Genomic DNA, 25,470 nt, shown 5'->3' with positions numbered 1-25,470 from the left:
GCGATGAGCGAGATCCTCCACGCCTGGGCGGTCGCGCCCGCCGCGGTCGGCGCCTGCTGTCTGGCAGCCGACCGCGCGCGGGTGCGGCCGCCCGAGGTCGCGGCATCCGTGCTCATGCTGCTGGCGATGCTGGATGCGGCGGTGGCGGGCCTCGTCGCGCCGGTGTACTGGACGGTGGTATTGCTCACGGCCGCGCTGGCCCTCGCCATCTGGCGGCGGCCGCGTCAGAAGCGGGCACCGAGGGTGTCCGCGCTGATGACCGCGCACACCACCCTGGGGATGGTGGTGATGGCCGCGCTGCAGCTCGGCATGGGCGGGCCCGCCGCGTCCCACGCGCATGGTCCGGGGCTCGGACCCGTGCTCGCGGGCGCTGTGATCGGGTACGTCGGCTTGTCTCTTGCGGCCGTGCTGAAGATGCCGGCGCGGCTCGATCGGGCCCAGATCGCCGCGATGGCGGCATCCGTGGTCCTGATGGCGGTCGCGGCCGTGTGACCCCGGTCGCGCGGAGGCCACGGCAACGCTTCGGCCGCTCAACGCACGGCGTCGGCCGCGACGAGGGGAGGACCCGGGACGAGTGGAGGAAGCCGCCGTGGCATCCCTCCTCCCCGCACCCCCCGTCCTCCGCCGGTCACGCGCCGGCGCGATACGACACGCAGCGGAGGAGAAACCGGGAATGGAGGACCGTGCCCACGGCAACCCTCCTCCGCTCCCGGAATCTCCTCCCGCGCGCCGATGGGCGCGGCCGGGACCAGCGGAGGAACAGGAGCGGCGCCCCCACCACGCGGTGACGCGCACGCGCCATGGAACGGGCGCGGCGGGCGAACGACGGTGCGACCGGGGGGCGTCGCGCTCCCCGGCCGCACCGGTCTCCCTCGCGCCCGCGGGCGCCGGCGGTCAGCGCTTCAGCCGCAGCGTCACCAGCTGGAACGGACGCAGGTCGAGCTCGACGGCGCCGCCCGAGACGCTCGTCACCGCCGCGGCGTCGACCTCGCGCTCGAGCAGGTCGGTCTCCGTGACGCCCGACACGTCGAAGCCCGCCTCGAGATGCGCCCGCGTCCGCTCGCCCAGCGCCTCGTACAGCCGCACGACCACGTCGCCCGAGCCGTCCTGCGCGAGCTTGACGGCCTCGACGACGACGCCGGGCACGTCGATCGCGACCAGAGGCGCGACCATGGTCTCGGCGGCATCCGTCACCACGCGCGTCGGCAGATTGGTGCGATAGCCCTCGGCGACCGCGTCGACCACGTCGGCTCCCACGACGATGCCGACCTCGAGGTGATGCGCGCCCTGATCCTGGCCCGGGTCGGGGAACATCGCCGAACGGATGATCGACAGCCGCACCAGGGAGTACGTGCCACCGGCCTCGCGTTCGTGGCGGGTGATGTCGTGCCCGTAGGTGGAGTCGTTCGTCACGGCGACGCCGAAGCCCGGCTCGGCCACCCGCACCCAGCGGTGCGCGGCGGTCTCGAAGCGCGCCGAGTCCCACGACGTGTTCGTGTGCGTCGGGCGCACGATGTGCCCGAACTGGATCTCGGATGCCGCCCGGTCGGTGTGCACGTCGACGGGAACGCCGAGCTTGAGCAGTTTCTGCTGCTCATGCCAGTCGACGTCGAGCGACAGGCGCACCGTGCGGGAGCCTTCGGCGAGAGCCATGCGCTGGCCGATCGTGGAATCGCCGACGGTGCGCTCGACGACGATCGCGTCGCCGTCGACCCGCACGCTGTCGGCGGAGTCGAGAGGCGTCGCATGACGGCGGTAGGTCTCGTCGATGTCCCACGCGTCCCACTGGGTGGGGGTGTCACGGAACACCTCGAAGAGGCCGGCGGTCCGGCCCGCGGGAACGACCTCTCTCCCGGATGCCAGATCCACGAGCGAGACGATCAGCCCGCGGCCGTCGATCTCGGCGCGGACGATGCCGTTGTCGAGGACGAAACCCTCGCCCTCGACGCGCGGGGCGACGTCGGCCGCGGGGGTCGCCGGGGCGATCGCGAGGGCCGGAGCCCCGGCGCGGCGGTGCGGGGCCGCATTGGCGACGATCGCACGGTCACCCGTGCCGACGAGGGCGCGGAGACTGGCGGAGATGACCTGCTCGAGCTCGGCCGCGATCGCTTCGTAGTTGCGCTCGGCGTCCCGGTGCACCCAGGCGATCGAGGTGCCGGGCAGGATGTCGTGGAACTGCTGCAGCAAGACCAGACGCCACAGCCGCTGGAACGTCTCGGCCGGATAGGCCGCTCCCGTGCGCACGGTCGCCGTGGCCGCCCACAGCTCCGCCTCGCGCAGCAGGTGCTCGCTGCGACGGTTGCCCTGCTTGGTGCGCAGTTGGCTCGTGTAGGTGCCGCGGTGGAACTCGAGGTACAGCTCCCCCGCCCAGACGGCGGGATCGGCGTATTCGGCCTCGGCCGTCTCGAAGAACTCCCGCGGGGTGGAGTGCTTCACGATCGGGGCACCCTCGAGGGAGTGCGTGCGGGCGATCGTCGCGGTCATCTCTCGGGTGGGCCCGCCGCCGCCGTCGCCGAAGCCGTAGGGAAGCAGCGAGGTGCGGGCGCGGCCTTTGTCGGCGAAGTTGCGCTCGGCGTGCGCGAGGTCGGCCGCGGTCACCTCGGAGTTGTACTTGTCGACGGGCGGGAAGTGCGTGAAGATGCGCGAGCCGTCGATGCCCTCCCAGCGGAAGGTGTGGTGCGGGATGCGGTTGGTCTCGTTCCAGGAGATCTTCTGCGTGAGGAACCAGCGGGCACCCGCGGCCTTCATGATCTGCGGCAGGGCGCCGCTGTAGCCGAACGAGTCGGGCAGCCACACCTCTTCGGTGTCGATGCCGAACTCGTCGAGGAAGAACGTCTTGCCCTCCACGAACTGGCGGGCCATCGCCTCGCCGCCGACCATGTTGGTGTCGGACTCGACCCACATGCCGCCCACGGGCACGAAGCGCCCCTCGGCGACGCGGGCCTTCAGCCGCTCCCAGAGGGCCGGGTAGTGCTCCTTCATCCACGCGAACTGCTGCGCCGAGGAGCTCGCGAAGACGAACCCGGGGTCTTCGTCCATGAGTGAGAGCACGTTGCTGAACGTGCGTGAGACCTTTCGGGCGGTCTCGCGCACGGGCCAGAGCCACGCGGAATCGATGTGGGCGTGACCGACCGCGTGCAGCACGTGGGCACTGGATGCCGCGGGCGCGGCCAGCAGAGGGGCCAGCACGTCGCGACCGGCCTGTGCCGTGCCGGCGACGTCGTGGGGATCGACTGCGTCGATCGCGGCATCCATCCCCTCGATCAGGGTCGCGCGGCGGGCGGAGGTCGCATCGAGCTCGGCGATCAGCCCGTGGAGCAGGCGGAAGTCCTGAAGCAGGTCCCACACCGCCATGTCGCGCAGGCCGATCGACATCTCGCGGAGCGTGTAGAGAGGCGCGTCGCCGGCGGTGGCGGGATCGCCCACCGCCGTGGGCTCGAACGTGAAGAGGCTGCCCACATCGGGGTTGGAGGCGGCCTCCACGAGCACGTCGACACGTCCCTCGGCGTCGATGGCCGCGGGGGTGGCGTTGTTGAAGGGTGAGATGCCCTTGATGGGGGCGCCCTCGCGGTTCCAGATCAGCGCCTCGCACTGGAAGCCGCTCTGGCCGGCCGTGAAGCCGAGGTCGACGACGAGCTCGGCGACCGTACCTTCGGGCAGGGCGCCGTCGGCGTCGCGCCAGTCGGCGGGGACCTCGCCGGAGACGGCGAACCACGTGGTCCCCCACGCCCGGCCCCACGGCGTTCCGATCGTGAAGGGGCGGTAATCGGCATCCCGAGCCTCATCGAAGGGAACGGGCTCGCCGGGCGCCTCCCACGCGGAGACGGTCAGGGGACGGCGGGCGCGATAGACGGCCGGGGCGAGGCGCTCGCGGATGAAACGGTCGATGCGCATCTCGGTGAGCGCGGTGCGGTCATGCATGAAATGTTCCTTGTCTGGGGGGACGAGTCAGCCCTTGACCGCGCCGGCGAGAGCCGACGGGCCGCCGAGTCCGCGCTGCACGAGCACGTACAGGCCGAGGACGGGCAGGGAGTAGACGATCGAATAGGCCGCGAGCTGGCCGTAGGCCACCGCCCCGAACGACCCGAAGAAGTTGAAGATGCTGACGGCGGCCGGCTGGTAGTCGGGGCTGAGCAGCAGCACGAAGGGCACGAAGAAGTTCCCCCACGCCTGGATGAACGTGAAGATGAACACCACGGCGATCCCGGGACGCATGAGCGGCAGCACGATCTGTACGAGCGTGCGCATCGAGCCCGCGCCGTCCATCCAGGCCGCGTGCTCGAGCTCGACGGGCACGCCGTCCATGAAGTTCTTCATCATCCAGATCGCGATCGGCAGGGCGCTCGCGGTGAGGAAGAGGATCGTGCCCCCGATGGAGTCGATGAGGTTCAGCTGCACGAACAGGCTGTAGACCGGCACCATGATCGCGGTGATCGGAAGGCACGTGCCGAAGAGCACCGCGTAGAGGAAGGGCTTGCCGACGCGCATCTTGTATCGCGACAGCGGGTACGCGGCCAGCGACGCGAGCACGACGGTGGCGACGGCCGTGCCGCCCGCGAGCAGCACGCTGTTCCACAGCGGCAAAAACAGCAGGTCGGGCTTCATCACGGCCGCGAAGTTGTCGAGCGTGACGACCTCGGGCATCTTGATCGCCAGCGTCGGCTGCGCGTCGAGCGACGCCGTGACGAGCCAGATGAGCGGGACGACGAACAGGATGCCGACGACGATCAGCAGCGTGTTGCTCAGCACGCTCAGCGCGCGCGTGCGCGGCGACGACAGAGACGCCTTGGTCTTCTTCGGGGCCCGCGAGACGGACCGGCTGCGACCCGTCACTTCGGGGAGGGTGGTGGTGGCACTCACGACGAGACCTCCTCGCGCAGCGCGCGGACGTAGAAGAACGAGAACACCGCACCGATGAGCAGCATGATCGTGGCGATGGCCGTGCCGTAGCCCAGCTCCCCGAATTTCAGACCCTGCTGGTAGGCGAGGATCGGCAGGGTCGTGCTCGCGTTGCCGGGGCCACCGCCGGTCATGACGAAGATCAGTGTGAAGACCGAGAGGGTCTGCAGGGTCACGATCATCGAGTTGGTGCCGATGGTGGAGCGGATCATGGGGATGGTGATGAAGATGAGGCGCTTGATGCCACTCGCGCCGTCGACCTCGGCGGCCTCGGTGATCTCGGGCGGCACGTCGGCGAGGGCCGCGGAGTAGACCATCATCGAGAACGCCGTGCCACGCCAGATGTTCGCGAAGATCACCATGAGCACGGGCATCGTGAACAACCAGCTCACCGGTTCCGCGCCGAAGAGGGCGAGGATGCCGTTGAGGGTGCCGTTGTCGCGGAAGAACGCGTAGGCGGCGAACGCCGCGACGATCTCGGGGAGCACCCACGCCGTGACGACGATGGTGCCGACGACCGCGGTGACGACGCGGTTGCCCGAGCGCATCATGAGCGCCAGGGCGAGGCCGAGCACGTTCTGCCCGATGACGGCGGAGAAGAACACGAAGACGATCGTGTTGATGACCGAGACGGGGAAGTCGGGGGCCTTGAAGAGCTGGGTGTAGTTGTCGAGTCCGATGAACTCGCTCGCGACGGCCGTCGAACCCGAGAGGGTGGCGTTGGTGAGCGAACCCCACAGCGACACGAGGATCGGTCCGAGCAGGAACACCGCGAGCAGAAGGGCTGCGGGGAGAAGGGGGAGCGCCCGGGCCGACGACCGGAGGCCGCGCGTCTTCACGCGCGACCCCCGGCCGGTTCCGGTCGCCCCGGTGGAAGCCAGGGCGGTCACGGTCAGCCCTTCTGGGTGTTCTCTTCGCCGACGATGCCGATGACGGCCTGGTCGTAGGCGGCGGCAGCGTCCGAGACGCTGGACTGACCGGTCATGACGGCCTCCATGGCGACCTGGATCTGGTTCGAGATCTTGTCGTAGTCCTCGGTCGCGGGACGGAAGTGCGTGGTGTCGACGAAGCTCGAGAAGGTCTCGAAGCTCGGGTTGGCGTCGAGGTACTCGCTGGACTCGGCGACGTCGGCGCGCACGGCGATCTGGCTGTTGTCGATGCCGTAGGCGGTGGCGTTGTCCTTGTTCACCGCGGTCGAGAGGAAGTCCCACGCGGCGTCGGCGTTCTTGGTGTTCTTGCCGATGGCGAGGGTCCAGCCACCCGACATGCTCGTCGAGCCGGGAGCCTGGCCGTCCTGGGTCGGCATGGCGGCGATGCCGAGGGCGTCGCTCCACTCGGGCCACGCGGCCGAACCGCCTTCGACCCACGCGGCAGACTGCCATGAGCCGTCGAGCGCCATCGCGAGCTTGCCCGAGGGCAGCCAGTCGGCGGTCACGCTGGTGAAGATGTTGGGGTCGAGAGCCTGCTGCAGCGACGGGCCGAGGCCGCCCTGGTAGACGTCGGAGACGAACTGCAGCGAGTCCTTGAAGCCCTGGCTGCCGACGACCCACTTCTTGCTGTCGGTGTCGTAGAGGGTGTCCTCGGTGCCGTAGAGCAGCATCTCGAGGCCCTGCATCGACGCTGCCTCACCGGCGGTCTTGCCCGAGTAGACGTTGAGCGGGATGACGTCCGGGTTCGACGCCTTGACCTTCTCGGCGGCGGAGAGCACATCGTCCCAGGTCTTCGGCTGCCACGGCACCGAGATGCCGGCGGCGCTGAAGATGGCCTTGTTGTACCAGAGGCCGCGGGTGTCGGTTCCGAGCGAGACGCCGTAGGTCTTGCCGTCGGGACCGAGGCCGGCCTGCTGGGCGCCCTCGGCGAACTGCGACCAGTCCTCCCATGAGGCCAGGTAGTCGTCGAGGGGCAGCAGGTAGCCGGCGGCCGCGTCGGACTGGATCTTGAACGTGTCTTCGTACTGCACGTCAGGAGCGGTGCTGGCCGACTTGTTCATCAGCGCGAGCTTCGTGTAGTAGTCGGCGCCCTCGGCCTGGATCGGGACGAGCTCGACGGTCATGCCCTCGTGCGCGGCCTCGTACTGCTCCTTCGCCGTCTCCATCAGCGTCTGCATCGCGTTGAAGGTCGCCGTGGTCTGGTAGGCCACTCGGATGGTCGTGCTGTCGCCCGCGTCGGCGCTGCCGCCGGAGCAGCCGGCCAGAGCCACGGTCAGGGCGGTGGCGGTCAGAAGACCGCTCGCCATCGTCAGTTTCTTCATGGAAGCTCCCTTGCTCGGGTGGAGACACCGCGTCGCCAGGAACTTTTATAAATCAAATGGACTAACTCGGCAAGTCCGCGTGTGGTCCTCTCGGTAACGATCCAGCCACGGACGCCTGTGAACCGCGGAAAAACGCCTCAGAGGGCGATCATCATGCGAGCGGGTCGCGCCGCGAACGCGCCGTCGAGCAGGAGACAGGCGGCGCCCACCGCGGCCACATCGAGGCCGACGAGAGAGCGGCGGACCACGATCGCCCGCGTCGAGGTCGACACCGGATCGCTGGCCACCCGGGCGGCCACCGTGTCACCGAGCACCCCGGCGAGACGCTCCCAGACCGGGCCGCCGAGCACGACCTCGTCGACGTCGAGGAGGTTGTTGGTCACTACGAGGGCGCGCGCGATCCGCTCCCCCGCGCGCTCCAGCACCTCCACCGCCCGCGAGTCGCCCCGGCGCGCACCGTCGACCAGGCGGTCGAGGTGGGGGCGCGTGTCCCCCGCGTCGCCCGGGTCGTACCCGGCTTCGGCGAGGAGCACGCGCGGCTCGATCGACACACCGAGGCACCCTCGCGACCCGCACGCGCAGCGCGGTCCGTCGGGGTCGACGACGACGTGGGCGATGCCGCCGGCGTTGCCCGTACGCCCGCGCACCGGCGCACCGGCGATGGCCACGCCGAGCCCCACGCCGGCGCCGTAGTACAGGAACATCGCGTCGGCCAGCCGGTCGGAGCGGTCGAACCACATTTCACCGATCATCGCCGCGGTGACGTCCTTCTCGACGAGGACCGGCAGCCCGGTCACCGCGCCGAGGTCCTCGCGGACGTTGACGTTGTGCCACTGCGGCAGGAGGGGAGGGTCGAGCAGGCGCCCGCCCCGGGCGTCGAAGGGGCCGGGAGCGGCCACACCCACACCGAGCACGAGATCGCGGGAGATGCCCGCGCGCTCGACGATCGTGTCGACGGCAGCGCCCACGGCATCCACCAATTCGGCGGGGGTGGCGTGAGGTGTGCGCGGGATCTCGTCGTGCACGATGACCTCGCCCGCCATATCGACGACGACGATCGTGTCGACGACGGGGTCGAGGTGCACCCCCACCGCGAAGCGGGAGCGGGGGTCGAGCTTCAGCAGCGTCCGGGGCTTGCCGGGGCCCGAGATGACCTTGCCCGCCTCGACGATGAGCCCCTCGTCGGCGAGACGCCGGGTGACGTTGCTCAACGTCTGGGCGCTCAGACCTGTGCGGGCGGAGAGTTCCACCCGGCTGAGCCCCTCGGGCGAGCGGCGGATCAGATCGAGCACCAGCGTCTGGTTGTACTCACCCACCGCGGGCAGGTTGGATCCCGTACGCATGGCCCCCGCCTTCGTTCGCCGGTCCGCGGCGCGGCCCTCGCCATTCAGGGTACGCCCGCCCTGCCGGGGCGCCGGGCTGCCCTGCGGGGCGCCGGGCCGCCTGCGGGGCGCCGTGCCGCCCTGCGGGGAGGAGGCTGCGCGTCAGGACTGCAGAGCGAGGGCGGCGGCCCCCAACAACGGGCCGTCGCCGTCGAGGCCGGAACCGACCACACGGCAGCGACGCGCGTACGCGTGCAACGACGCTGCCTGGGCTGCCTCGCGCACCTGATCGATGTAATCGGGCGCCACGTGCGAGAAACCGCCGGCGATGGCGACGGCCTCGAGGTCGCACAGGGTCGCGGCCGAGGCGATGGCCTGACCGACGGCGGTGGCCGAACGCGATACGGCCGCGAGGGCGATGGGGTCGCCGGCCGCGTGCGAGGCGGCGAGGTCGAGCCCCGTCTCGCCCTCCCAGCCCTGTGCGCGGGCCCACGCGACCGTGCCGGGGCCGGCGGCGACGGCCTCGAGAGTGGATGCCACGACTTCGTCGCCCTCGATCGTGCGCACGAAGATCTGACCCAGGTGCCCGGCGTTACCGCTCGCACCCGTGGCCGGCTGCCCGCCCATGACGAATCCGCCGCCCACGCCCGTCGACACCACGATCGCCATGGCGTCATCGCAGCCGACCAGGGCACCCCGCCAGTGCTCGGCGAGCGCGATGCATGTGCCGTCGAGGGCGAGATGGATCGGGCCGTCGACGAGGCCCGCGAGCACGTCATCGATCGCCAGGCCCGCCGCCAGCGGGAGGTTCAGCGGCGACACCGAGCGCGAGGGCAGGTCGACCGGGCCGGCGCTGCCGACGCCGATCGCGCCGACTCGGGCGTCGGGGGCGGCGGCGAGGGCCGCGATCGCGGCCTCCCGGACATGGCGCGCGACCTCGTCGCGGTCGGCCTTCCGCCCGGTCGTCCGCCGCGAGACGCTCTCGCGAACGACCTCGCCGTCGAGGGAGACGAGGGCCGCATCGACTTTGGTGCCGCCGATGTCGACGGCGAGCACGTGCGTGTAAGCGGGAAGGGACGGGGTGGCTTCGGACATTCGCGGGGCTCCTCGGGTGGACCAACGCTCCCCGATCCTAGGGGCCGGTGCATACGCCGAGTGACGCCTGAACGTCCTGCGCAATCGAGCCCCGGTGCCCGCGGCGCGGGTTACGATCAGGTCACGGTGCAAGGGGGCGCCTCTACCCGCGACACACCTCTGCCCCGCGAGACAAGGGATGCCATGGACGAGACGGTCACGCCCGAAGCGGCATCGCGGCTGCGCCGCAGCGATTCCGCCCCCGCCCGAGGGGTGCTGGACGCCCCGCTCGACGCGGACGAGTTCGCCCGCCTGACCGGGAAGATCCTCGCCTCGGTGGGGAAGGTCATCGACGGCAAGCCGCGCGCCGTGCGCAGCGCCCTCATCGCCCTCCTCGCCGAGGGACACCTGCTCATCGAAGACGTGCCGGGAGTCGGCAAGACGATGCTCGCCCGGGCGCTGGCGGCCACGATCGACGCCGACGTGCGTCGCATCCAGTTCACCCCCGATCTCCTGCCGGGTGACATCACCGGCGTATCGGTGTTCAATCCGGTGCAGCGGCACTTCGAGTTCACGCCCGGCGCGGTGTTCGCCCACATCGTCATCGCAGACGAGATCAACCGCTCCTCCCCTAAGACGCAGTCGTCGCTGCTCGAGGCGATGGAAGAGCGCCAGGTGACCGTCGACGGTCGCACGCACGTGCTCCCCTCGCCCTTCCTCGTCGTTGCGACCCAGAACCCGTTCGAAATGGAGGGCACCTACGCCCTCCCCGAGGCGCAGCGCGACCGGTTCCTCATGCGCATCTCGATGGGGTACCCGGATGCCGCCGCCGAAGCGCTCATGCTCCGCCAGCGCGACGCGGTCAACCCGCTCGACGGCCTGACCCCGGTCGCCTCGGCACGAGAGGTCACCGCGATGATCGCCTGGGCGCGCGGCGTGCACCTCGCCCCCGCGCTCGAGGAGTACGTCGTCGCCCTCGCGCAGGCCACGCGCAGCCACCCCGACATCCGTCTCGGCGCGAGCCCGCGCGCGACCCTGCAGCTCGTGCGCGCGGCGAAGGTGCGCGCCGCGCTCGACGCCCGCTCGTATGTGATCCCCGACGACATCACCGAGCTGCTGTCGCCGGTTTTCGCGCACCGCCTGATCCCGAACCGGTCCGCCGCGGGCGGGCGAGCCGGGGCCGCCGTCGTGGTCGAGGCGCTCGAGCGTATCGCCGCGAGCGTGCGGGTGCCCCTCGCGCCGCGTCCGTGAGGTCGGTGGTGCGACGCCGGTGGCCCTTCACCCTGCGCGGGACGGGGGCGCTGCTGCTCGCGGCCGCGGCGTTCATGATCGCCGAACGAGCCGGCATCCCGGAGCTGCTGTATTTCGCGACCCTGCTGACAGCCCTCCTGGTGGCCGCGGCGATCGCCCTCCTGCTCACGCGCGGTGGGGGCGCCGTCACCCGCGTCGTCTCCCCCGACGTCCCCGAGGTCGGCGGCACCGCGACGGTGACCGTGCGAGCGGGGATGCGCAGCGCCCTGCCGAGCGGCCCGGGCCGGTGGTCCGATGCTCTTCCCCCGGGCCTCGCGGGCCGCGCTGAGGGCACCTCTCCGGCCACCGGGTCGGCACTGTCGGGCACCGGCGCCTCCGTGCAGGTGCGCTACGACATGGTCGGCGTGACGCGTGGCATCCATGCTCTGGGGCCCCTCGAGGTGACGACCACCGATCCGTTCGGACTGCTGCGGCGACGCCTCGCTCTGGGACGCACGACGCCCGTGACGGTCGCGCCCGCCATCGTCGACCTCGCCCCGCTTCCCCGCGCCTCGGGCGAGGCCGGTGGCGGCCGGCAGACGACGACGCTGCAGCTGGGGCAGGGGTCTGACAACCTCGTCGCGCGCCCGTACGCCCCGGGTGACTCGATGCGCCGCATCCACTGGCGCGCGACCGCTCACCGCGACACCCTCATGGTGCGCCAGGAGGAGCAGGAATCGAGCCCGGCGGCCACGGTGGTGCTCGACCGCGCGCTCTCGCGATGGACCCCGCTCGCAGCGAGCGCCCCGGGCGCCGATGAGGCCTTCGAGACGGCGGTGACGGCCTGCGTCTCGGTCATCGCGCGCCTCGTGCACGAGGGGTACACCGTCGACGTCGTCGACAGCGACGGCAGTCTGCTGATCGATCCGGTCGAGGGCGGCGACGACGGAGAAGCGCGGGCCGCAGCGGCCGGTTTCGCCACCCTGCGCGCTCGTACCGACGATCCCGCACGCCGCGTGGTGCCGGCATCCGCCGCCGCCCTGACGGGTCCCGTCGTGGTGATCACGGGCACGCTCGAACCCGACGACCGCACCGCACTGGGGGCCGTGGCCCACCACTCGGCGCTGCCGGTGCTGCTCGTGGTCGCCGAGCGGGCAGAGATCGAGGGCCTGCGGGCCGGAGGATGGAAGGCCGCCGTCCTGTGGCCCGGGGGCGACGTGGCTGCGGCGTGGGACGACGCGATGGAAGAGGGGTACGCCCGTGTCGACAGCTGACGTCACGGTGCTGCGCACCCCGCGACGGCGGCGCGACGCGATGCTCCTGACCATCGGACTGTTCGCCGCGATCGCGAGTGCCCTGCTACCGGTGTTCTCGGTCATCGCCCCGGGGCCGTGGGTCGCGGGGGCCGTGTTCGTCACGGCCGCCGTCCTCGGGGCGGGACTGCTCGTACGCGTCGGACGACTGCCGGCGGTGCTCGCGAGCGTCATCGAGGTCGCGGTGGGCATCGTGCTGCTGACGGCGATCTTCGGCCGCTCCACCGCCCTGCTCGGGGTCATCCCCACCCCGGCGACGTTCGCGTCGGTGCCCGACCTGCTGGCCGCGGCGTCGGAGGAGATCCGTGTCGGTGTCGCGCCGGTGGACGCGCAGACGGGTCTGTCGTTCCTGTTGGTCGGCGCCATCGCCGGCCTCGCGGTGGTGCTCGACCACGTCGTGCTGACCGCCCGGATGCCGCTGCTGGCCGGTGTCGGCCTGGTCGCGGTGTCGTTGATCCCCACGATCGCCATCCCCTCCGACATCGACATCGCGGGATTCGTGCTGCTGGCGGCGGCGCTGCTGTTCCTGCTGCGCATCGACACGCGCGCCCGCGCGGCGACCGCGTCGTCGCGATCGGACTCCCCGCGCGTGCGGGGTGTCTCGGCGACCGCTCTGGGCGTCGCCGCCGTCGCCGTGATCGTCGCGGTGGTCGCCACCCCGCTCCTGCCCCAACCGGATCTGCGCTTCGCGACCGGGGGCAGCGGCGGCATCGGCACGACCATCAACCCCAACCTCGAGCTCGGCAACGACCTGCGTCAACCGCGCGAGGTCGAGGTGCTCTCCGTGCGCACGACGGCACCCACGGCTCCGTACCTCCGAGCGGTGACCCTCTCGCGCTTCGACGGCGCCGTGTGGCAACCCGACAGCTCCGACACCGTGCCCGTTCAGGCCGAGGGCGCCGTATTCGACCCGGTCGCCGTCGCCGAGGGCGTGACCGTCGAGGACTACGACACCACGGTGACCGTCGACCAGCTCGACAGTCCCTGGCTGCCGGTGCCCTACCCCGCCTCCACCGTGACCGGACTCACCGGGGACTGGCTCGGGATGCCGCAGAACCGCACGGTCGTCACGCGCGCGGGGTCCACCCGCGAGCAGGTCTACGAGGTGCAGGCCGACGTGCCGCGGCCGACGCTCGAGCAGATCCGCTCGAGCGCGGTGGGGGGACCCGGTCTCGATCCGTCGCTGGTGTCCTTGCCGGACGACGTGCCCGCCGTCATCGGCGACACCGCGCGCGAGGTCACCGCGGGCGCGCAGTCGCCCTACGACCAACTGCTGGCACTGCAGACGTGGTTCCGCAGCAGCGAGTTCCGCTACTCGCTCGACGCCCCCGTCGAGTCGGGCTTCGACGGCGCGGGAGTGGATGCCGTCGCCGACTTCCTCGAGGTGCGCGCGGGCTATTGCGTGCACTACGCCTCCGCCTTCGCCGTGATGGCCCGCTCGCTCGGCATCCCCGCGCGCATCGTCATCGGCTACCTCCCGGGAACCGCGTCGAGCACCGCGCAACAGGGCGGCACCGAGTACACGGTGAGCTCCAGCCAGTTGCACGCGTGGCCCGAGGTGTCGTTCGAGGGCATCGGATGGGTGCCCTTCGAACCCACCAACAGCCTCGGCGTGCCGACGAACTTCGCGTCGGGATCGGGTTCGGGCGGATCGGGGACGACCGACACCCCCGAGCAGGATGCCGCCTCCCCCGACGCGCAGCCCTCGACGGCGCCGTCGCAGGCCGGGCGCCCCGACCTGGGCGAGCAGGACGGCCCCGGCGTCTCCGCCGGACAACGGTCGTCCACGACGTGGGTCGCGCCGACTCTGGTCGCCCTCGCGTTCGCGCTGCTGGTGTTCGCACCCTCGGTCGTGCGGGTGCTGCGGCGTCGTCGCCGGCTCACGGCCGCCGGCGCGGGCGACCCCGTCTCGGCGTGGCGGGCCCTGCAGGAGGAGGCGGTGGACCTCGGCATCCCGGCCTCCGGAGCCGAGTCGCCCCGCGCCTTCGCCGCGCGTCTGACGAGCGATCACGGCGTCGACGCCGACGACGTCGGTGTGCTGCGTTCGGCGGTGGAACGCGTCAGCTACGCCGAAGACGCCGTGGACCCCGCGAGCGGACCCGCCCTGGTCGCCGCGATCGACCGAATCCGCGTTCGTCTGCGAGCGGATGCCTCACGGACGCGGCGCCTGGTGGCGAGCCTGTTCCCGCGCTCGCTCGTCGTGCGCCCGGGTGCGGTCGAGGCGGAGCGCGAGACCGTCGGCAGCTGACGGCGCTGGGCCCGCCGAGAGGAGGGTAATCGGCATCCGGGGCGGGGCGCCAAGGGAAAGGCGATGAGCCCCACCCCCTGCGGGGTGAGGCTCATCGGGTGGCGGAAGTGACAGGATTTGAACCTGCGAGGCGAGTTACCCCGCCTACATGGATTCCAGCCATGCTCCTTAGGCCGCTCGGACACACTTCCAACAGGAGAGCTTACACGGCGACGGACCGTTACCCCGCCGCAGCCGGGACCGCGTCGTCAGACGGGATCGACCGATCCGAGGCCGGCCACGATGCCCCGCACGTCTTCGGGATCGAAGGCGTCGTCCGACGCGGCGAGCTCCGCCGGCGTGAACCAGCGCACGTCGACGATGTCGTCCTGCTCACTGGCGGTCCAGGCATCCCGGGCGATCTCGAAGCGCGCGGTGCGCAGCACGAAGTACACCGCGGTGCGGTGCTCGTACTCCTCCGCCGGGGGCAGCTCGATCTCGCGGAACGCGACCGGTGCTCCCACGGCATCCACTCGAAGACCCGTCTCTTCGTACAGCTCGCGCACGGCAGCGGTCGCGGCATCCTCTCCGGGGTCGATTCCCCCGCCGACCGTCAGCCAGCGCGCGGGACGCACGCGGCGGCCCCAGTGCTGCTTCATCAGCAGCAGTGCCCCGTCCTCGTCGAAGACGAGGACTCGGGCCGTTCTGCGGGTCTTCGGCTCGCTCGCCGTCGTGTCGTCGCTCACGTCAGAAGTCTTGCAGAGCGCGTGCGGGGACGCGCCGAGGAGCTGCCCGGATGCCACGGTCGCGCCCGGGACGGGAGGAGAACCCGCGACGGGAGGACCGAGCGACTCCGCGGCATCCTCCCCTGGCCGGATCTCCTCCCTTCGGCGGCGCATGTCGGAGCGCGCCGGTGACCCGGATGCCGCGACCTCGCCCGCGAAGGGAGGAGAACCCGCGAAGGGAGGACCAACACACGCCGCGGCGCCCTCCCCTCGCCGGACCTCCTCCCTTCGGATGCGCGTGCGGGGGCGCACCGAGGAGCTACCCGGATGCCGCGGCCTCGCCCGCGAGGGGAGGAGAACCCGCGAAGGGAGGAACAACACACGCCGCGGCACCCTCCCCCGGCCGGATCTCCTCCCTTCGGATGCGCGTGCCGGAGCGGACCGGCGTGGAGCACGGCTCGCGGTACCCCCGCCAGCACAGTCCGGCCCGGAACACGGCCCGCGGCACGGGCTCACCCGCGCAGGCGCTCCTCGAGCCCGGCGCGAACCGCCGGCCACTCCTCGCGCAGAATCGAGAAGTACAGCGTGTCGCCGACGCTGCCGTCGGACGCGATCCGGTGGTGGCGCAGCCGCCCCTCGGGCGTGGCCCCGAGACGCTCGATGGCCCGGGCGCTTCGCGCATTGCGCGCGTCGCACCGCAGCGCCACACGGTTCAGGCCCCACGCGTCGAAGGCCTGCCCCAGCAGCAGCATCTTCGCCGCGGGGTTCGTCCTCCCGCCCTGGAAGGCGCGGCCGTACCACGTCGTCCCGACCTCGACCCGCCCCTGCGTCGGCGCATAGTCGTAGAACGTCGTCGCCCCGCGGATGCCGCCGGTCTCGGCATCCCGCACCGTGAACGCGAGCATTCCCGGCGTCTCGCGCTGCTGCGCGACGCGGTCGGCGTAGGCCCGCGCCGAGTCGGGCCACGACGTCGTCATCCCGGCCCAGATCGCGGCGTCGGTGAGCGCCCACGCCTCGGCGGCGTCATCGGGATGCGCGGGGGTGAGACGGATGCCGTGGCCCTCGAGCACGAGGTCGTGGGCGGTCACCGCGCCTCCAGCTGCGCGACGAACTCGTCGGCGGCGTCGAGCTTGCGGCGCAGATCATCGCGGCGCGTGACGGCTTCGTCGCGGATGTCGGTCAGGCGGGCGGCGAGGACCGCATCGGAGGGGTCGGCGTCGAGCCCGTCGACGACGGCGAGCAGTTCGCCCATCTGCTCGAGCGAGTACCCCAGCGGCTTCATCCGGCGAATGAGCAGCAGCCGCGACTCGTCGTCGGGGGTGTAGAGCCGGAATCCGCCGTCGCTGCGCGCAGAGGGCCGCAGCAGACCGATCTCGTCGTAGTGGCGGAGCGTGCGGATCGACAGCCCGGTGCGCTCGGCGAGTTCGCCGATCTGCATCGGTCGGTGGGCGGTCATGGCATCCCCCGTTCCGCAACCCTCTCGTTACGGTAGAGTTCGTAGCGGTCGCGATCGCGACCCCCCTATTCTTCCCCGCGCCGACGCGGGTTCCCTCCCACCTCCCGGAGCATCCCCATGACCGACGTCCTCGCGCGCCCGCGCCCCGAACCGACCGTGCTGCAGGCCCTGCGTTCGCCGCGGCTGCTGACGCGCGAGGTGCTCGCCGGCCTCGTGGTGGCCATCGCCCTCATCCCCGAGGCCATCGCCTTCTCGATCATCGCCGGGGTCGACCCGCGGCTCGGTCTGTTCTCGTCGTTCGTGATGGCCGTCGCGATCGCCTTCCTCGGCGGACGGCCCGCCATGATCTCGGCCGCGACCGGGGCGATCGCCCTGGTCATCGCCCCCGTCGCCCGCGAGCACGGGGTCGACTACCTTCTCGCCACCGTCATCCTCGGCGGCCTCCTGCAGGTGGTCCTGGGGCTGCTGGGCGTCGCGAAGCTCATGCGCTACATCCCCCGCAGCGTCATGGTCGGCTTCGTCAACGCGCTCGCGATCCTCATCTTCACCGCCCAGGTGCCGCAGCTCATCGGCGTGCCCTGGGCGGTCTACCCGATCGCCGCGGCGGGGCTCCTGATCATGTATCTGCTCCCCCGCTTCACCAAGGCGGTGCCGGCGCCGCTCGTCGCCATCGTGCTGCTGACGGGCGCGGCCGTGGTGTTCGGCATCTCGGTGCCGACGGTGGGCGATCAGGGCGCGCTGCCCGAGAGCCTGCCGGCGCTCCTGATCCCGAACGTGCCCTTCACCCTCGACACCCTCGCGATCATCTTCCCGTTCGCGGTGGCGATGGCCATCGTGGGGCTGCTGGAGTCGCTGATGACCGCGGCGCTCGTCGACGACATCACCGACACCCCCTCCTCGAAGACGCGGGAGTCGCTCGGTCAGGGCGCGGCCAACGTACTGTCGGGTCTCTTCGGAGGGATGGGCGGCTGCGCGATGATCGGCCAGACCATGATCAACGTCAAGGCCTCGGGCGCCCGCACCCGCATCTCGACCTTCCTCGCTGGCGTCTTCCTGCTCGTGCTCGTGCTGGTGTTCGGTGACATCGTGGCCATCATCCCGATGGCGGTGCTCGTCGCCGTGATGATCGTCGTCTCGGTCGCGACCTTCGACTGGCACAGCATCCGTCCGTCGACGCTGCGCCGGATGCCGCTGAGCGAGACCGTCGTGATGGTGCTGACGGTGGCGGTCACGGTCTGGACCCACAACCTCGCGATCGGGGTCGGTGTCGGCGTGATCGCCGCGGCGGTACTGTTCGCCCGGCGCGTGGCGAACCTGACCACCGTGACGCGCACGGTCGAGGCCGACACCGCCCGCTATGTCGTCGAGGGCGCACTGTTCTTCGCCTCGAGCAACGACCTCACCACGAAGTTCGCGTACCACCACGACCCGGGGCGGGTGGTCATCGACCTGACGCGCTCGCACGTGTGGGACGCCTCGACGGTGGCGGCACTGGATGCCGTGCAGACGAAGTACGCGCATCTCGGCACCACCGTGGAGCTCGAGGGGATGAACACCGCCGCTCGGCGGTTCCACGGGCGCCTCACCGGGGGGCTCGGCGCGGGCCACTGACCGCGGCCACCCACGGGTGTCGCGGAGCCCGTCGAGAGGACCGGTACCGGACGCGTCGGTGACGGGAGGAGATACCGGGACGGGAGGATGCCGACACCCAGCAGCACCCTCCGCTCACCGGATCCCCTCCGCTCCGCCCCGCCGCGCCCGTTCCGAGCCGGGGCGGCGGCCGATGTCACGAGCGCAGCGTGGTGGAGGGCGTCTCGCCGAACTCGCCGCGGTACATCGCGGCGAAGCGTCCGAGGTTCGAAAAGCCCCAGCGCGCGGCGATGGCGGCGACCGTCTCGACCGACGGGTCCGCGCTGCGCAGTTCCGCGCGCGCGGCGTCGAGGCGCACCCGGCGCAGGTACTGCATCGGCGTGCGGCCGGTCGCCGCGCGGAAGGCGTACTGCAGTCCCCGCGGAGACAGCCGCGCCGCCTGGGCGATGTCGGCCAGCACGACGGGCTCGGCGGCATGCGCCTCCACGTAGGCCTTGGCACGACGCACCGGGGCCGGCAGCGGGCGCGACGGACGGCCCGCGGCGAGCGCATCGGTGAAGGTGGTGGGGAAGGCGAGAAGCGACGCCTCGAGCATGAGCGTGCGGGCCTGCTGCTCGATGATCGGGGTGCGCTCGGGCGAGCGCAGCAGCACGTCGCGGGTGTACTCCCACGTGCGCGTCCAGTAGCGCAGCCGCTGCTCGTTGACCGGCGCATGCCCGGTTGCCCGGACGCGCAGCGTGTCGTCGCCCGAGAGCCGGCGCGCGGCCTCGTCGAAGTCCGACCGGGCGAACGACACGGCGGTGCCGGCGATGCGGCCGGTGAACGCGAACTCGATCGGGCGATCGACCACCATGAACGGCACCGCGGTGTCGATGCGTTCGCGCCGGTACGTCCCCGTCACACGGGGACCGGCGAGGCGTCCGACCACGACCTGGTCGAGAGGGTCGGACTCGACCGTCATCGTGGAGCCCATCGTCCAGTCGCAGAATCCGAAACCCGGTTCGGAGGCGGCGTGCCAGGCGAGCGCCGGCTGGATGGCCTCGGCTCGTGCGATTCGCGCACCGGGGACGATCGTCTGCCACAGGTGCTCGACGGTTTCCGCGTCGCGGGTTTCGATGTTGGTGTGCTCCACGAGTGTTTCCTAAATCGTCCGAGAATGTGCGGCAAGACCATTGCGTCGTCCGACGCGAGGACATATGGGAACGCTCTCACGCGGTCGGCGAAGCGGCCCGCGATCGACATCGATGCCCCCGCACCCGCACTCCACCGTAACCTTTGAAATGGCTGTGGTGCGCATTCGGCATATGTGGCCGCAACGCGCGCCATTCCGTCCGCCAGGCGCATTGTCCGTCCGCCGTCTTCGCGCGCACGGCGAGGAGGAGAAGGCTCCGTACGCCGTGAGAGCGGCACGGACCGTGTCGTCGTCGTTCCCCGGCGTGGGTGGTCGCGCGAGCTTTTCGGCGCGGCTCCCGTGACCCCGCGCAGACACGCTCGGCGCCCGCCATAATGAGGGGGGTTGCCCGTCAGGGCCCGCTCTCGAAGGGATGCCGATGCCGTTTCGCACCATGTCGACGCTGCAGTCCTGGGTCGATGATTTCCGCGCCCTCGGATACGACGACGCCGACATTCTGCGCGTCATTCCGCAGGACGTCGGAGAAGGCGAAGACGCGGGCTTGATTGCGGCTCGTCTGCGCAGCGTGTCGACGACGTTCTACGTCGCACCTGGCGCGGCCGAGGGGTCGACGGAGTGGTCTGTCACCTTCGAACCGCGCGAAGACGCCGCGCCCCTTCCCGCGGGGCGTGTGATGGCGCTGTCGGGTGAGCTCGCGACGCTCGCGGCACTGTGCTCCTTCCTGCAGGCGCGGTCCGAGGCGTTCCTCGCCGCACGCGGCGCCTGAGGACGCCCGTGCGCTGACGCGCTGACGACCCGTCGGTGCTGCCCGCCGGAGCAAGTGACGAGGCGGTACCGTGCGGCGACGACGGCCTGGTCCACAGGCCGGTCCGGACTCCCACCGATCGAGATCCGGCGGCTCAGCCCGCAACCGTGGCGACGATGCGCTCGATCAGCTGCGCCATCCGTCGCGCCTCGGCCGGATCCACCGCGGCGATCGCGGACTCGATATCGGCGTCGAACGCCCGCAGTGAAGACCATGGCGGCGCGTCGAGGTCGACGGTCGCGGTGATGTGGTTGACGCGACGGTCGTCGTCGTCGAGGTCGCGACGCACCGCGCCGCGCTGAACGAGACGATCGATGAGGGTCGTCACCCCCGCCGACGTGATGCCGAGGTGGTCGCGCACGTGGGAGGGCCGGGCTCCCGGATTCTCCGCGACGAAGAGCAAAGCGCGCGCGTCGAGCTCGTTCAACCCCAGTGCGCGACGCGCCTCGGCCGCGGCCGTTCGTCGCGCTTCGTCGTAGGCCAGCAGGGATCGACCGAGTGCCGACCCGGTCACGGGCGACGAGGAGGTCTCGGATGAGGTCTGCACGACCCACGATCGTACCCAGTTCGTGCAAGTACGCGCGCGTCTTCCGTTCCGCGCGTCGCAACCGGGAGCGGTCGGTGAACGGACCGACACCACGTCGGGCGGTGCAGAGACGCCATGCGGACGTGGGGCCAGGGCGAACGGCCGCTCCGTCCCGTATCCCAGACCGCGCGCACGCACGAGGACGCGACCACCTCGCGATGCCCCGCGCCGCTTCGCGCAGGGGCCGCTTCGCGAACGGGCCCCTGCGCAGCTCGCCTCCGATGTCAAGAGGGCCGCAGGCGCCCTCGTCCGGGGATATGACTGTGACCAACAGCACCCCGCGACAAGACGGGGACTCGACCCGTCGGGAGACGGGCGGACATCCCGTCGGGAGACGGGAGCGAGGAGAACACCATGATCTACGGACAGCACGGCGGACAGCAGGCACGCTCAGGGTGGAGCACCGCCATGTCGGCCGCCATGGGCAGCGGCATCGTCCCGCGTTCGACGGAAGAGCCCCGGGAGCGCAGCACGGCGCGCTGGCCCTGGTCGCGCATGCGCGACGCGGGCACGGCGACGGAGGCAGCGCCCCGCGCCTGAAGACCGCAGCCCCATCCCCCCGGCGCGTCGACTCCCACCCCCGCGGACTCGGCGCGTCGGCTCGTTGCGGGGAGGCATCGCGCGCGGCTCCGGCGAGTGTCGACATCTCGCCCATGTGTCGTCCCTTGCGGCGACCGTCCGCGGGCGTACGGCCCACCGACCGGTCCGCGCGTCTAACCCCGGAGGGCCGCGACGATGCGCGAGCGCGCGGCTGCGCCTACCCGAGTGGGAAGAAGGGGGAAGTCGTGCACGGCGCCCGCGCGTTCGAGGACGGTGACCTCGACTCCGGCCGCCCGCGCCTTGTCCACGAGGAGGTGGGCGTCGGGGTTCAGGATGTCACGCGTGCCCGATGCGATCAGCAGGGGGCCGAGGTCGTGCAGATCGCCGAAGAGCGGGCTGACGACGGGATCCGTGAGGGGAAGATCGCCCGCCCACTTCTCCGCGAGGACGCGACAGCCGTCGACGCCCAGCCAGGGATCGCTGGGCAGGACGTCCGGGATGCGGGGATTCGAGATCGTGAGGTCGAGGGCCGGAGCGATGAGGACCGTGCGGATTCCCGCGATGCCGGCGTCGCGAAGCGCGAGTGCAGCCGAGAGCGCGATCTGACCCCCGGCCGAGTCCCCGGCGAGGTGCACGAACGGGCCCGATCGCCGCAGCGCCGTGTGCAGACGGAGCATCAGCGCGTTCGCCTCCTGTGCGTCGCCGTACGGGAGCAGGCGCCAGATCGGCACGGTCACGGTGACCCGCGCCTCGGCGGCGATCTGGAAGATCAGGGCCCAGTGCTGTGATCGGATGGTATTGATCCACCCTCCGCCGTGGGCGTAGATGACGTGCCCCGAGGAACCCCCCGACCTGGGCGACACGGTGTACACCGGTGTCGCTCCGTCGCGATCGACGGTGATCGAGACGTCGGATCGCACCCGTGCGGGCGGGCCGTAGGCAGCCGGCCGCAGAGCTCGCTCACGGATGGCGTCGTGAGCACCCTGGACGGTCCGGAACGGCCTGTTGGCGTGAGTGAGGCGCAGAAGCGCGGGGAAGATCGCCTCGGGAAGGTACATCGGCCGTCTCCTTCATCGGGGGTGCCATGGTCCACCCCTGGGCGTGCGAGGGGTGCGAGCGTGCGCTGATTGTGTCAGACCATCGCGCGGATCACCCGTCAGCTCGTCCAGGCGCGGTGCGGCGCGCTCGGTCGACCGGGGCGGGAAGGCGCAGCCGGGAGCCGCGTGCGCGGGCGTTCATTCGATGGTCGCCCGGGCGTAACCCACGACCCGGGTCGCACCCTTCAGCATGGGACGACCGCGACCGCGGTGCTGGCATCCCGACCCGGAGGCGACCCGATGACCCGACCCGTCCGTGTGCTGTCGCTGTACGAGGGCTTCTTCGCCGGTGGAGCGCGCATCCTGCACTCCGACGTCGTGGCGGGTCTGACCCGCGACGGGTCGCAGCAGCATCGCGTGCTGTCGCTGACCTCGGCCGCGCGCCGCGACGCTTCCCTGCAGCTCGCTCGTGACGACGGTCGCTTCCGCCGCCTGCGCACCGCGGGCGTGCGGATCGACACGTTCGATCGCGTCGCCGGGGATCGTCCCCTCGCACCCGAGGACTTCACGGCCGCCGAGTTGGCCCGCGCGGCGTCGCTCTTCTCCGAGGCCGACGTGGTGCTCTCGCTCAAGGAGCAGCCCCTGAGCCTCGTCGTCGCGCTGCAGCGTGCGGGTCTGCTGCCCGACCGCCCGATCGCGGCGTGCCTCCACCGCTCCGACCCGACCCACTCGGGCCCGGCTCTCGGATGGCTGGCCGATTCGGCCGCGTCCGGTGCGGTGACGGCGACGATCGCGTGCGCCGAGTCCACCTCGGACGCCTACGCACGCGCCGGGGTCGCCGCCGCGACCTCGTGGGTCATCGACAACGGCATCGACACCCGCCGTTTCCGTCCGGGGACACGCGCCGAACGCGCTCGCATCCGTGCCGGCCTCGGCATCCCGGAGGCGGCGCCTCTGATCGTCCTGGCCGCGCGGTTCGACGCGATGAAGGACCCGGGTCTGTTCCTGCGGACCGTCGCCCAACACGCGCGGCGCACCCCCGACGCGCACTACGTCGTGTGCGGGGCGGGCATGACGTCCGACAACCCCGCCTTCCTCGCACTGCGGGCCGAGAGCGGTGTGGGGCCGGAGGTACCCGTCCACGCCCTGGGCCTGCGCGAAGACGTGCCCGAGCTGTACCGCGCCGCCGACATCGTCGCCCTCACCAGTGCGTACGGTGAGGCTTCGCCCCTGTGCCTCGTCGAGGGTGCGGCATCCGGAGCCGTGCCGGTGACCACCGATGTCGGCGACGCCGCGCGCGTCGTCGCGGGCTTCGGTGTGGTGACCGCGCGCGACGAAGCGGCGATCGTCGCGGCGTGGGACGACGTGCTGGAGCGGCGGACGATGCTGCGCGCGGCAGCGCTCGCCGCGCGTGGGCGTCTCGACCGGCGCCGCATGATCGACGACTACCGCGGGGCGATCACGGGCCTGCTCCAGCCCGCGGCCCTGGCCGCCTGAACCCGGCACCCCCGGCGCAGCGGCGGCGTCACGGGGTCGGCGCGTTGATACGCCGGATGCCGCGGCCCGCCACCGCGGTGCAGAGCGCGCACACGACCGCCGTCGCCCCGAGCAGTACCCACATCGGCGCGAACGCGCTGAGGGCCGCCAGCGCCGCCGGCAGGAGGAACCCCAGATACGTCAGCGAGTAGTACGCCGCCGTGATGCCCGCAAGATCCTGAGGTTTCGCAAGCGTCTGGGTCGTGGACAGGCCGAAGACCATCGCGAGCCCGTAGCCGGCGCCGAAGACGGGCGCGGCAGCGAGCACGATCCACACCTGCTGCGAAGACGCGGCGACGAGCAGCAGGAGCGCACCCGTGGCGATGAGGGACCCTCCGACGAGGCCCATTCGTCCGCGCAAAAGCGCTGCGAGGTGACCGGAGAAGAACTGCGTCACCCAGCCGACGCCGAGCGTCATGACCGTCACGACGGTGGCGAAGCCGACGGTGAACCCGGGGATGCGTCCACTCACCAGGCTCGGACCGACCGCGAACGACAGCGCCGGCGCCGCGAACACCCAGGGAGCGAGCGGGAGGACGACCCGCAAGAACGTCGATCGTGCCGGTCGGGGCACGCGGAGGTTGCCGAACAGCCGCGTCACGCCGGGGTCGAACGGACGGGTCTCGGACGCCCGCAGCACGAAGAGAACCGCGACGACGCACGCGGCGATCTGCACGAGGTAGGGCAGCACCGCGGGCCAGGGGGCCCATTGGGCGAGGGCCCCGCCGATGCCGGCGCCGCCCCCGAAGCCGATGGTGAGCATGCCCGCCGCGCGCCGGGCGCCCGCGGTGGAGCGACCCTCCGCGATGGACAACTCCTTGATCCACGACGTGCCGACGACCATGCCGGCCGCGACGCTGAGGCCGCAGATGAAGCGTCCGACGCAGAGCCCCGCGAAGCTCGCGCTGGAGCAGGCGAGCACGATGCTTCCGACGACGCCGAGCGCCAGACCCGCCAGCAGCACCGGTCGCCGACCGTACCGGTCGGACCAGGCACCCGACAGGGCGAACCCGGGGATGATTCCAACGACATAGGCACCGAGCAGGATGTCGACCTGCACCTGAGAGAACCCCTGCACGAGCCGGTAATACTGCATGAGGGGCAGGAAGTGGTTTCCACCCCAGCCGAGGACGATGAGCGCCGGGGCGACGAGCAGCCACGACCGGGCGGGGCGGACGTCAGTCACGGGGCCTCTCACGTGGTGTTTCTCGGGCGCCGACTCGCACCGGCGCGGTCGCGCGCAACCCGTGCGCGCCCGGCAGCCGCCGGTCGATCAATCCTGCGAGTCGGGCTGGTAGACCTTGCGGAACGCATCTTTGCGCGCGATCTTGCCGCCGCGGAACTCGTAGATGTCGCAGCCGCGCGTGGTCAGGATCGTTCCGTCGGGGCCGGGTCCGGTGAACGACCAGGTGGCCGCCCCTCGGCGCCCCGCGATGATCGGGTGCTCCTCTTCGTGACGTTCCTGCCCGGTGTCGAAGGCCAGCATGAGCGCGAACCCCTCGCGCACCTGTTCCCGGCCCGTCCACGTACGCCCGGGCTCGGGCCCGACCGATGCGCTGTAGACGCAGTCGTCGGTGACGTGGCTCATCAGCGCCTCGAGGTCGCGACGGGTCCAGGCGTCGCTGAACGCCGCCAGGACGTCCGGGGTCATGTCGCTCAGGCTGTTGTCGGGGGTGGAGTCGCTCATGAGTGAACTATGGCACCGGCGCGGCGTGATCTCCGTGAGAAGTTCGCGGCGAAACGGGAT

Annotated in this window: 22 protein-coding genes and 1 tRNA gene; 8 read left to right on the top strand and 15 right to left on the bottom strand. The window is 71.5% G+C overall.

Going from position 1 to position 25,470, the window contains the following annotated elements; all coding sequences use genetic code 11:
- Positions 1–3 precede the first annotated feature (3 nt).
- Positions 4–492 carry a hypothetical protein gene (locus tag ASF76_RS09030; RefSeq protein ID WP_055956323.1) on the top strand — a complete coding sequence of 163 codons (489 nt, stop codon included), beginning with the start codon at positions 4–6 and terminating at the stop codon, positions 490–492.
- A gap of 402 nt (positions 493–894) precedes the next feature.
- On the opposite strand, the gene ASF76_RS09025 is transcribed toward ASF76_RS09030, so the two are convergent.
- The 6 genes from ASF76_RS09025 to ASF76_RS09000 all read right to left on the bottom strand — a co-directional run bounded on the left by ASF76_RS09025 (position 895) and on the right by ASF76_RS09000 (position 9,567).
- Positions 895–3,921, bottom strand: coding sequence for an alpha-mannosidase (locus tag ASF76_RS09025; protein WP_055956321.1), 3,027 nt, complete (start codon positions 3,919–3,921; stop codon positions 895–897).
- Between the two features lie 27 nt (positions 3,922–3,948).
- Positions 3,949–4,860, bottom strand: coding sequence for a carbohydrate ABC transporter permease (locus ASF76_RS09020; protein ID WP_442922762.1), 912 nt, complete (start codon positions 4,858–4,860; stop codon positions 3,949–3,951).
- The gene (locus ASF76_RS09015; RefSeq protein ID WP_055956318.1) at positions 4,857–5,789 is read right to left on the bottom strand and encodes a carbohydrate ABC transporter permease; all 933 of its coding nucleotides are present in this window, start codon (positions 5,787–5,789) and stop codon (positions 4,857–4,859) included. The genes ASF76_RS09020 and ASF76_RS09015 overlap by 4 nt, the downstream gene beginning before the upstream one ends.
- Before the next feature lie 2 nt (positions 5,790–5,791).
- On the bottom strand, positions 5,792–7,150 hold the full coding sequence (locus ASF76_RS09010; RefSeq protein ID WP_055956316.1) for an extracellular solute-binding protein: 1,359 nt from the start codon (positions 7,148–7,150) through the stop codon (positions 5,792–5,794).
- A 137-nt stretch (positions 7,151–7,287) separates the two neighbouring features.
- Positions 7,288–8,493, bottom strand: a complete 1,206-nt coding sequence (locus ASF76_RS09005) for an ROK family transcriptional regulator (protein ID WP_055956313.1) — start codon at positions 8,491–8,493, stop codon at positions 7,288–7,290.
- A 141-nt stretch (positions 8,494–8,634) separates the two neighbouring features.
- The gene (locus tag ASF76_RS09000; RefSeq protein WP_055956311.1) at positions 8,635–9,567 is read right to left on the bottom strand and encodes an ROK family protein; all 933 of its coding nucleotides are present in this window, start codon (positions 9,565–9,567) and stop codon (positions 8,635–8,637) included.
- A 183-nt stretch (positions 9,568–9,750) separates the two neighbouring features.
- On the opposite strand from ASF76_RS09000, the gene ASF76_RS08995 reads away from it, so the two are divergent.
- The 3 genes from ASF76_RS08995 to ASF76_RS08985 are packed head-to-tail and all read left to right on the top strand — an operon-like array spanning position 9,751 to position 14,337.
- Positions 9,751–10,797: an AAA family ATPase gene (locus tag ASF76_RS08995; RefSeq protein WP_082484954.1), complete on the top strand. Its 1,047-nt coding sequence runs from the start codon at positions 9,751–9,753 to the stop codon at positions 10,795–10,797.
- Positions 10,794–12,050, top strand: coding sequence for a DUF58 domain-containing protein (locus tag ASF76_RS08990; RefSeq protein ID WP_235561270.1), 1,257 nt, complete (start codon positions 10,794–10,796; stop codon positions 12,048–12,050). The genes ASF76_RS08995 and ASF76_RS08990 overlap by 4 nt, the downstream gene beginning before the upstream one ends.
- Positions 12,037–14,337, top strand: a complete 2,301-nt coding sequence (locus tag ASF76_RS08985; RefSeq protein WP_156459201.1) for a transglutaminase TgpA family protein — start codon at positions 12,037–12,039, stop codon at positions 14,335–14,337. Before ASF76_RS08990 ends, ASF76_RS08985 begins: the two co-directional genes overlap by 14 nt.
- Before the next feature lie 99 nt (positions 14,338–14,436).
- Here the strand turns inward: ASF76_RS08985 and ASF76_RS08980 are convergent.
- The 4 genes from ASF76_RS08980 to ASF76_RS08965 form a co-directional block, all read right to left on the bottom strand.
- Positions 14,437–14,528 (bottom strand) — tRNA-Ser (locus ASF76_RS08980).
- A 57-nt stretch (positions 14,529–14,585) separates the two neighbouring features.
- Entirely contained in the window at positions 14,586–15,062 is a 477-nt protein-coding gene (locus ASF76_RS08975) for an NUDIX hydrolase (RefSeq protein WP_055956308.1), read from the bottom strand.
- A 491-nt stretch (positions 15,063–15,553) separates the two neighbouring features.
- Complete coding sequence (locus tag ASF76_RS08970; protein ID WP_055956305.1) at positions 15,554–16,129, bottom strand: GNAT family N-acetyltransferase; 576 nt, start codon at positions 16,127–16,129, stop codon at positions 15,554–15,556.
- The gene (locus ASF76_RS08965) at positions 16,126–16,497 is read right to left on the bottom strand and encodes a MerR family transcriptional regulator (protein WP_055956302.1); all 372 of its coding nucleotides are present in this window, start codon (positions 16,495–16,497) and stop codon (positions 16,126–16,128) included. The genes ASF76_RS08970 and ASF76_RS08965 overlap by 4 nt, the downstream gene beginning before the upstream one ends.
- A 117-nt stretch (positions 16,498–16,614) precedes the next feature.
- Between ASF76_RS08965 and ASF76_RS08960 the strand changes: the two genes are divergently transcribed.
- Positions 16,615–18,108: a SulP family inorganic anion transporter gene (locus ASF76_RS08960; RefSeq protein ID WP_055956299.1), complete on the top strand. Its 1,494-nt coding sequence runs from the start codon at positions 16,615–16,617 to the stop codon at positions 18,106–18,108.
- Between the two features lie 175 nt (positions 18,109–18,283).
- Here ASF76_RS08960 and ASF76_RS08955 read toward each other — a convergent pair whose 3' ends face one another.
- The gene (locus ASF76_RS08955; RefSeq protein WP_055956296.1) at positions 18,284–19,219 is read right to left on the bottom strand and encodes an AraC family transcriptional regulator; all 936 of its coding nucleotides are present in this window, start codon (positions 19,217–19,219) and stop codon (positions 18,284–18,286) included.
- Between the two features lie 418 nt (positions 19,220–19,637).
- On the opposite strand from ASF76_RS08955, the gene ASF76_RS08950 reads away from it, so the two are divergent.
- Entirely contained in the window at positions 19,638–19,985 is a 348-nt protein-coding gene (locus ASF76_RS08950) for a hypothetical protein (protein ID WP_156459200.1), read from the top strand.
- Between the two features lie 133 nt (positions 19,986–20,118).
- Here ASF76_RS08950 and ASF76_RS08945 read toward each other — a convergent pair whose 3' ends face one another.
- Positions 20,119–20,571 carry a MarR family transcriptional regulator gene (locus ASF76_RS08945; RefSeq protein ID WP_055956287.1) on the bottom strand — a complete coding sequence of 151 codons (453 nt, stop codon included), beginning with the start codon at positions 20,569–20,571 and terminating at the stop codon, positions 20,119–20,121.
- Between the two features lie 393 nt (positions 20,572–20,964).
- On the opposite strand from ASF76_RS08945, the gene ASF76_RS08940 reads away from it, so the two are divergent.
- Entirely contained in the window at positions 20,965–21,150 is a 186-nt protein-coding gene (locus tag ASF76_RS08940; RefSeq protein ID WP_055956285.1) for a hypothetical protein, read from the top strand.
- Between the two features lie 173 nt (positions 21,151–21,323).
- Here ASF76_RS08940 and ASF76_RS08935 read toward each other — a convergent pair whose 3' ends face one another.
- Positions 21,324–22,208 (bottom strand): alpha/beta hydrolase fold domain-containing protein, encoded by an 885-nt coding sequence (locus tag ASF76_RS08935; protein ID WP_055956282.1) that lies wholly within the window; start codon positions 22,206–22,208, stop codon positions 21,324–21,326.
- A 279-nt stretch (positions 22,209–22,487) separates the two neighbouring features.
- On the opposite strand from ASF76_RS08935, the gene ASF76_RS08930 reads away from it, so the two are divergent.
- The gene (locus ASF76_RS08930; RefSeq protein WP_055956279.1) at positions 22,488–23,684 is read left to right on the top strand and encodes a glycosyltransferase; all 1,197 of its coding nucleotides are present in this window, start codon (positions 22,488–22,490) and stop codon (positions 23,682–23,684) included.
- Between the two features lie 28 nt (positions 23,685–23,712).
- On the opposite strand, the gene ASF76_RS08925 is transcribed toward ASF76_RS08930, so the two are convergent.
- Together ASF76_RS08925 and ASF76_RS17205 are read right to left on the bottom strand one after the other, a co-directional pair.
- Positions 23,713–24,909 carry an MFS transporter gene (locus ASF76_RS08925; protein WP_055956276.1) on the bottom strand — a complete coding sequence of 399 codons (1,197 nt, stop codon included), beginning with the start codon at positions 24,907–24,909 and terminating at the stop codon, positions 23,713–23,715.
- An 87-nt stretch (positions 24,910–24,996) separates the two neighbouring features.
- The gene (locus ASF76_RS17205; RefSeq protein ID WP_162240813.1) at positions 24,997–25,410 is read right to left on the bottom strand and encodes a nuclear transport factor 2 family protein; all 414 of its coding nucleotides are present in this window, start codon (positions 25,408–25,410) and stop codon (positions 24,997–24,999) included.
- Positions 25,411–25,470 lie beyond the last annotated feature (60 nt).

It is taken from the genome of Microbacterium sp. Leaf151 (assembly GCF_001424225.1).
In the GTDB taxonomy this organism is placed as follows: Bacteria; Actinomycetota; Actinomycetes; order Actinomycetales; family Microbacteriaceae; genus Microbacterium.
The sequence above is the reverse complement of the archived record's forward strand: the minus strand, read 5'-3'. Positions and strand labels throughout refer to the sequence as shown.

Coding starts and splice junctions, on each gene's coding strand:
- ASF76_RS09030 (WP_055956323.1), top strand. CDS start 4: ATGAGCGAGATCCTCCACGCCTGGGCGGTCGCGCCCGCCGCGGTCGGC.
- ASF76_RS09025 (WP_055956321.1), bottom strand. CDS start 3,921: ATGCATGACCGCACCGCGCTCACCGAGATGCGCATCGACCGTTTCATC.
- ASF76_RS09010 (WP_055956316.1), bottom strand. CDS start 7,150: ATGAAGAAACTGACGATGGCGAGCGGTCTTCTGACCGCCACCGCCCTG.
- ASF76_RS09005 (WP_055956313.1), bottom strand. CDS start 8,493: ATGCGTACGGGATCCAACCTGCCCGCGGTGGGTGAGTACAACCAGACG.
- ASF76_RS09000 (WP_055956311.1), bottom strand. CDS start 9,567: ATGTCCGAAGCCACCCCGTCCCTTCCCGCTTACACGCACGTGCTCGCC.
- ASF76_RS08995 (WP_082484954.1), top strand. CDS start 9,751: ATGGACGAGACGGTCACGCCCGAAGCGGCATCGCGGCTGCGCCGCAGC.
- ASF76_RS08965 (WP_055956302.1), bottom strand. CDS start 16,497: ATGACCGCCCACCGACCGATGCAGATCGGCGAACTCGCCGAGCGCACC.
- ASF76_RS08960 (WP_055956299.1), top strand. CDS start 16,615: ATGACCGACGTCCTCGCGCGCCCGCGCCCCGAACCGACCGTGCTGCAG.
- ASF76_RS08950 (WP_156459200.1), top strand. CDS start 19,638: ATGCCGTTTCGCACCATGTCGACGCTGCAGTCCTGGGTCGATGATTTC.
- ASF76_RS08940 (WP_055956285.1), top strand. CDS start 20,965: ATGATCTACGGACAGCACGGCGGACAGCAGGCACGCTCAGGGTGGAGC.
- ASF76_RS08935 (WP_055956282.1), bottom strand. CDS start 22,208: ATGTACCTTCCCGAGGCGATCTTCCCCGCGCTTCTGCGCCTCACTCAC.
- ASF76_RS08930 (WP_055956279.1), top strand. CDS start 22,488: ATGACCCGACCCGTCCGTGTGCTGTCGCTGTACGAGGGCTTCTTCGCC.
- ASF76_RS17205 (WP_162240813.1), bottom strand. CDS start 25,410: ATGAGCGACTCCACCCCCGACAACAGCCTGAGCGACATGACCCCGGAC.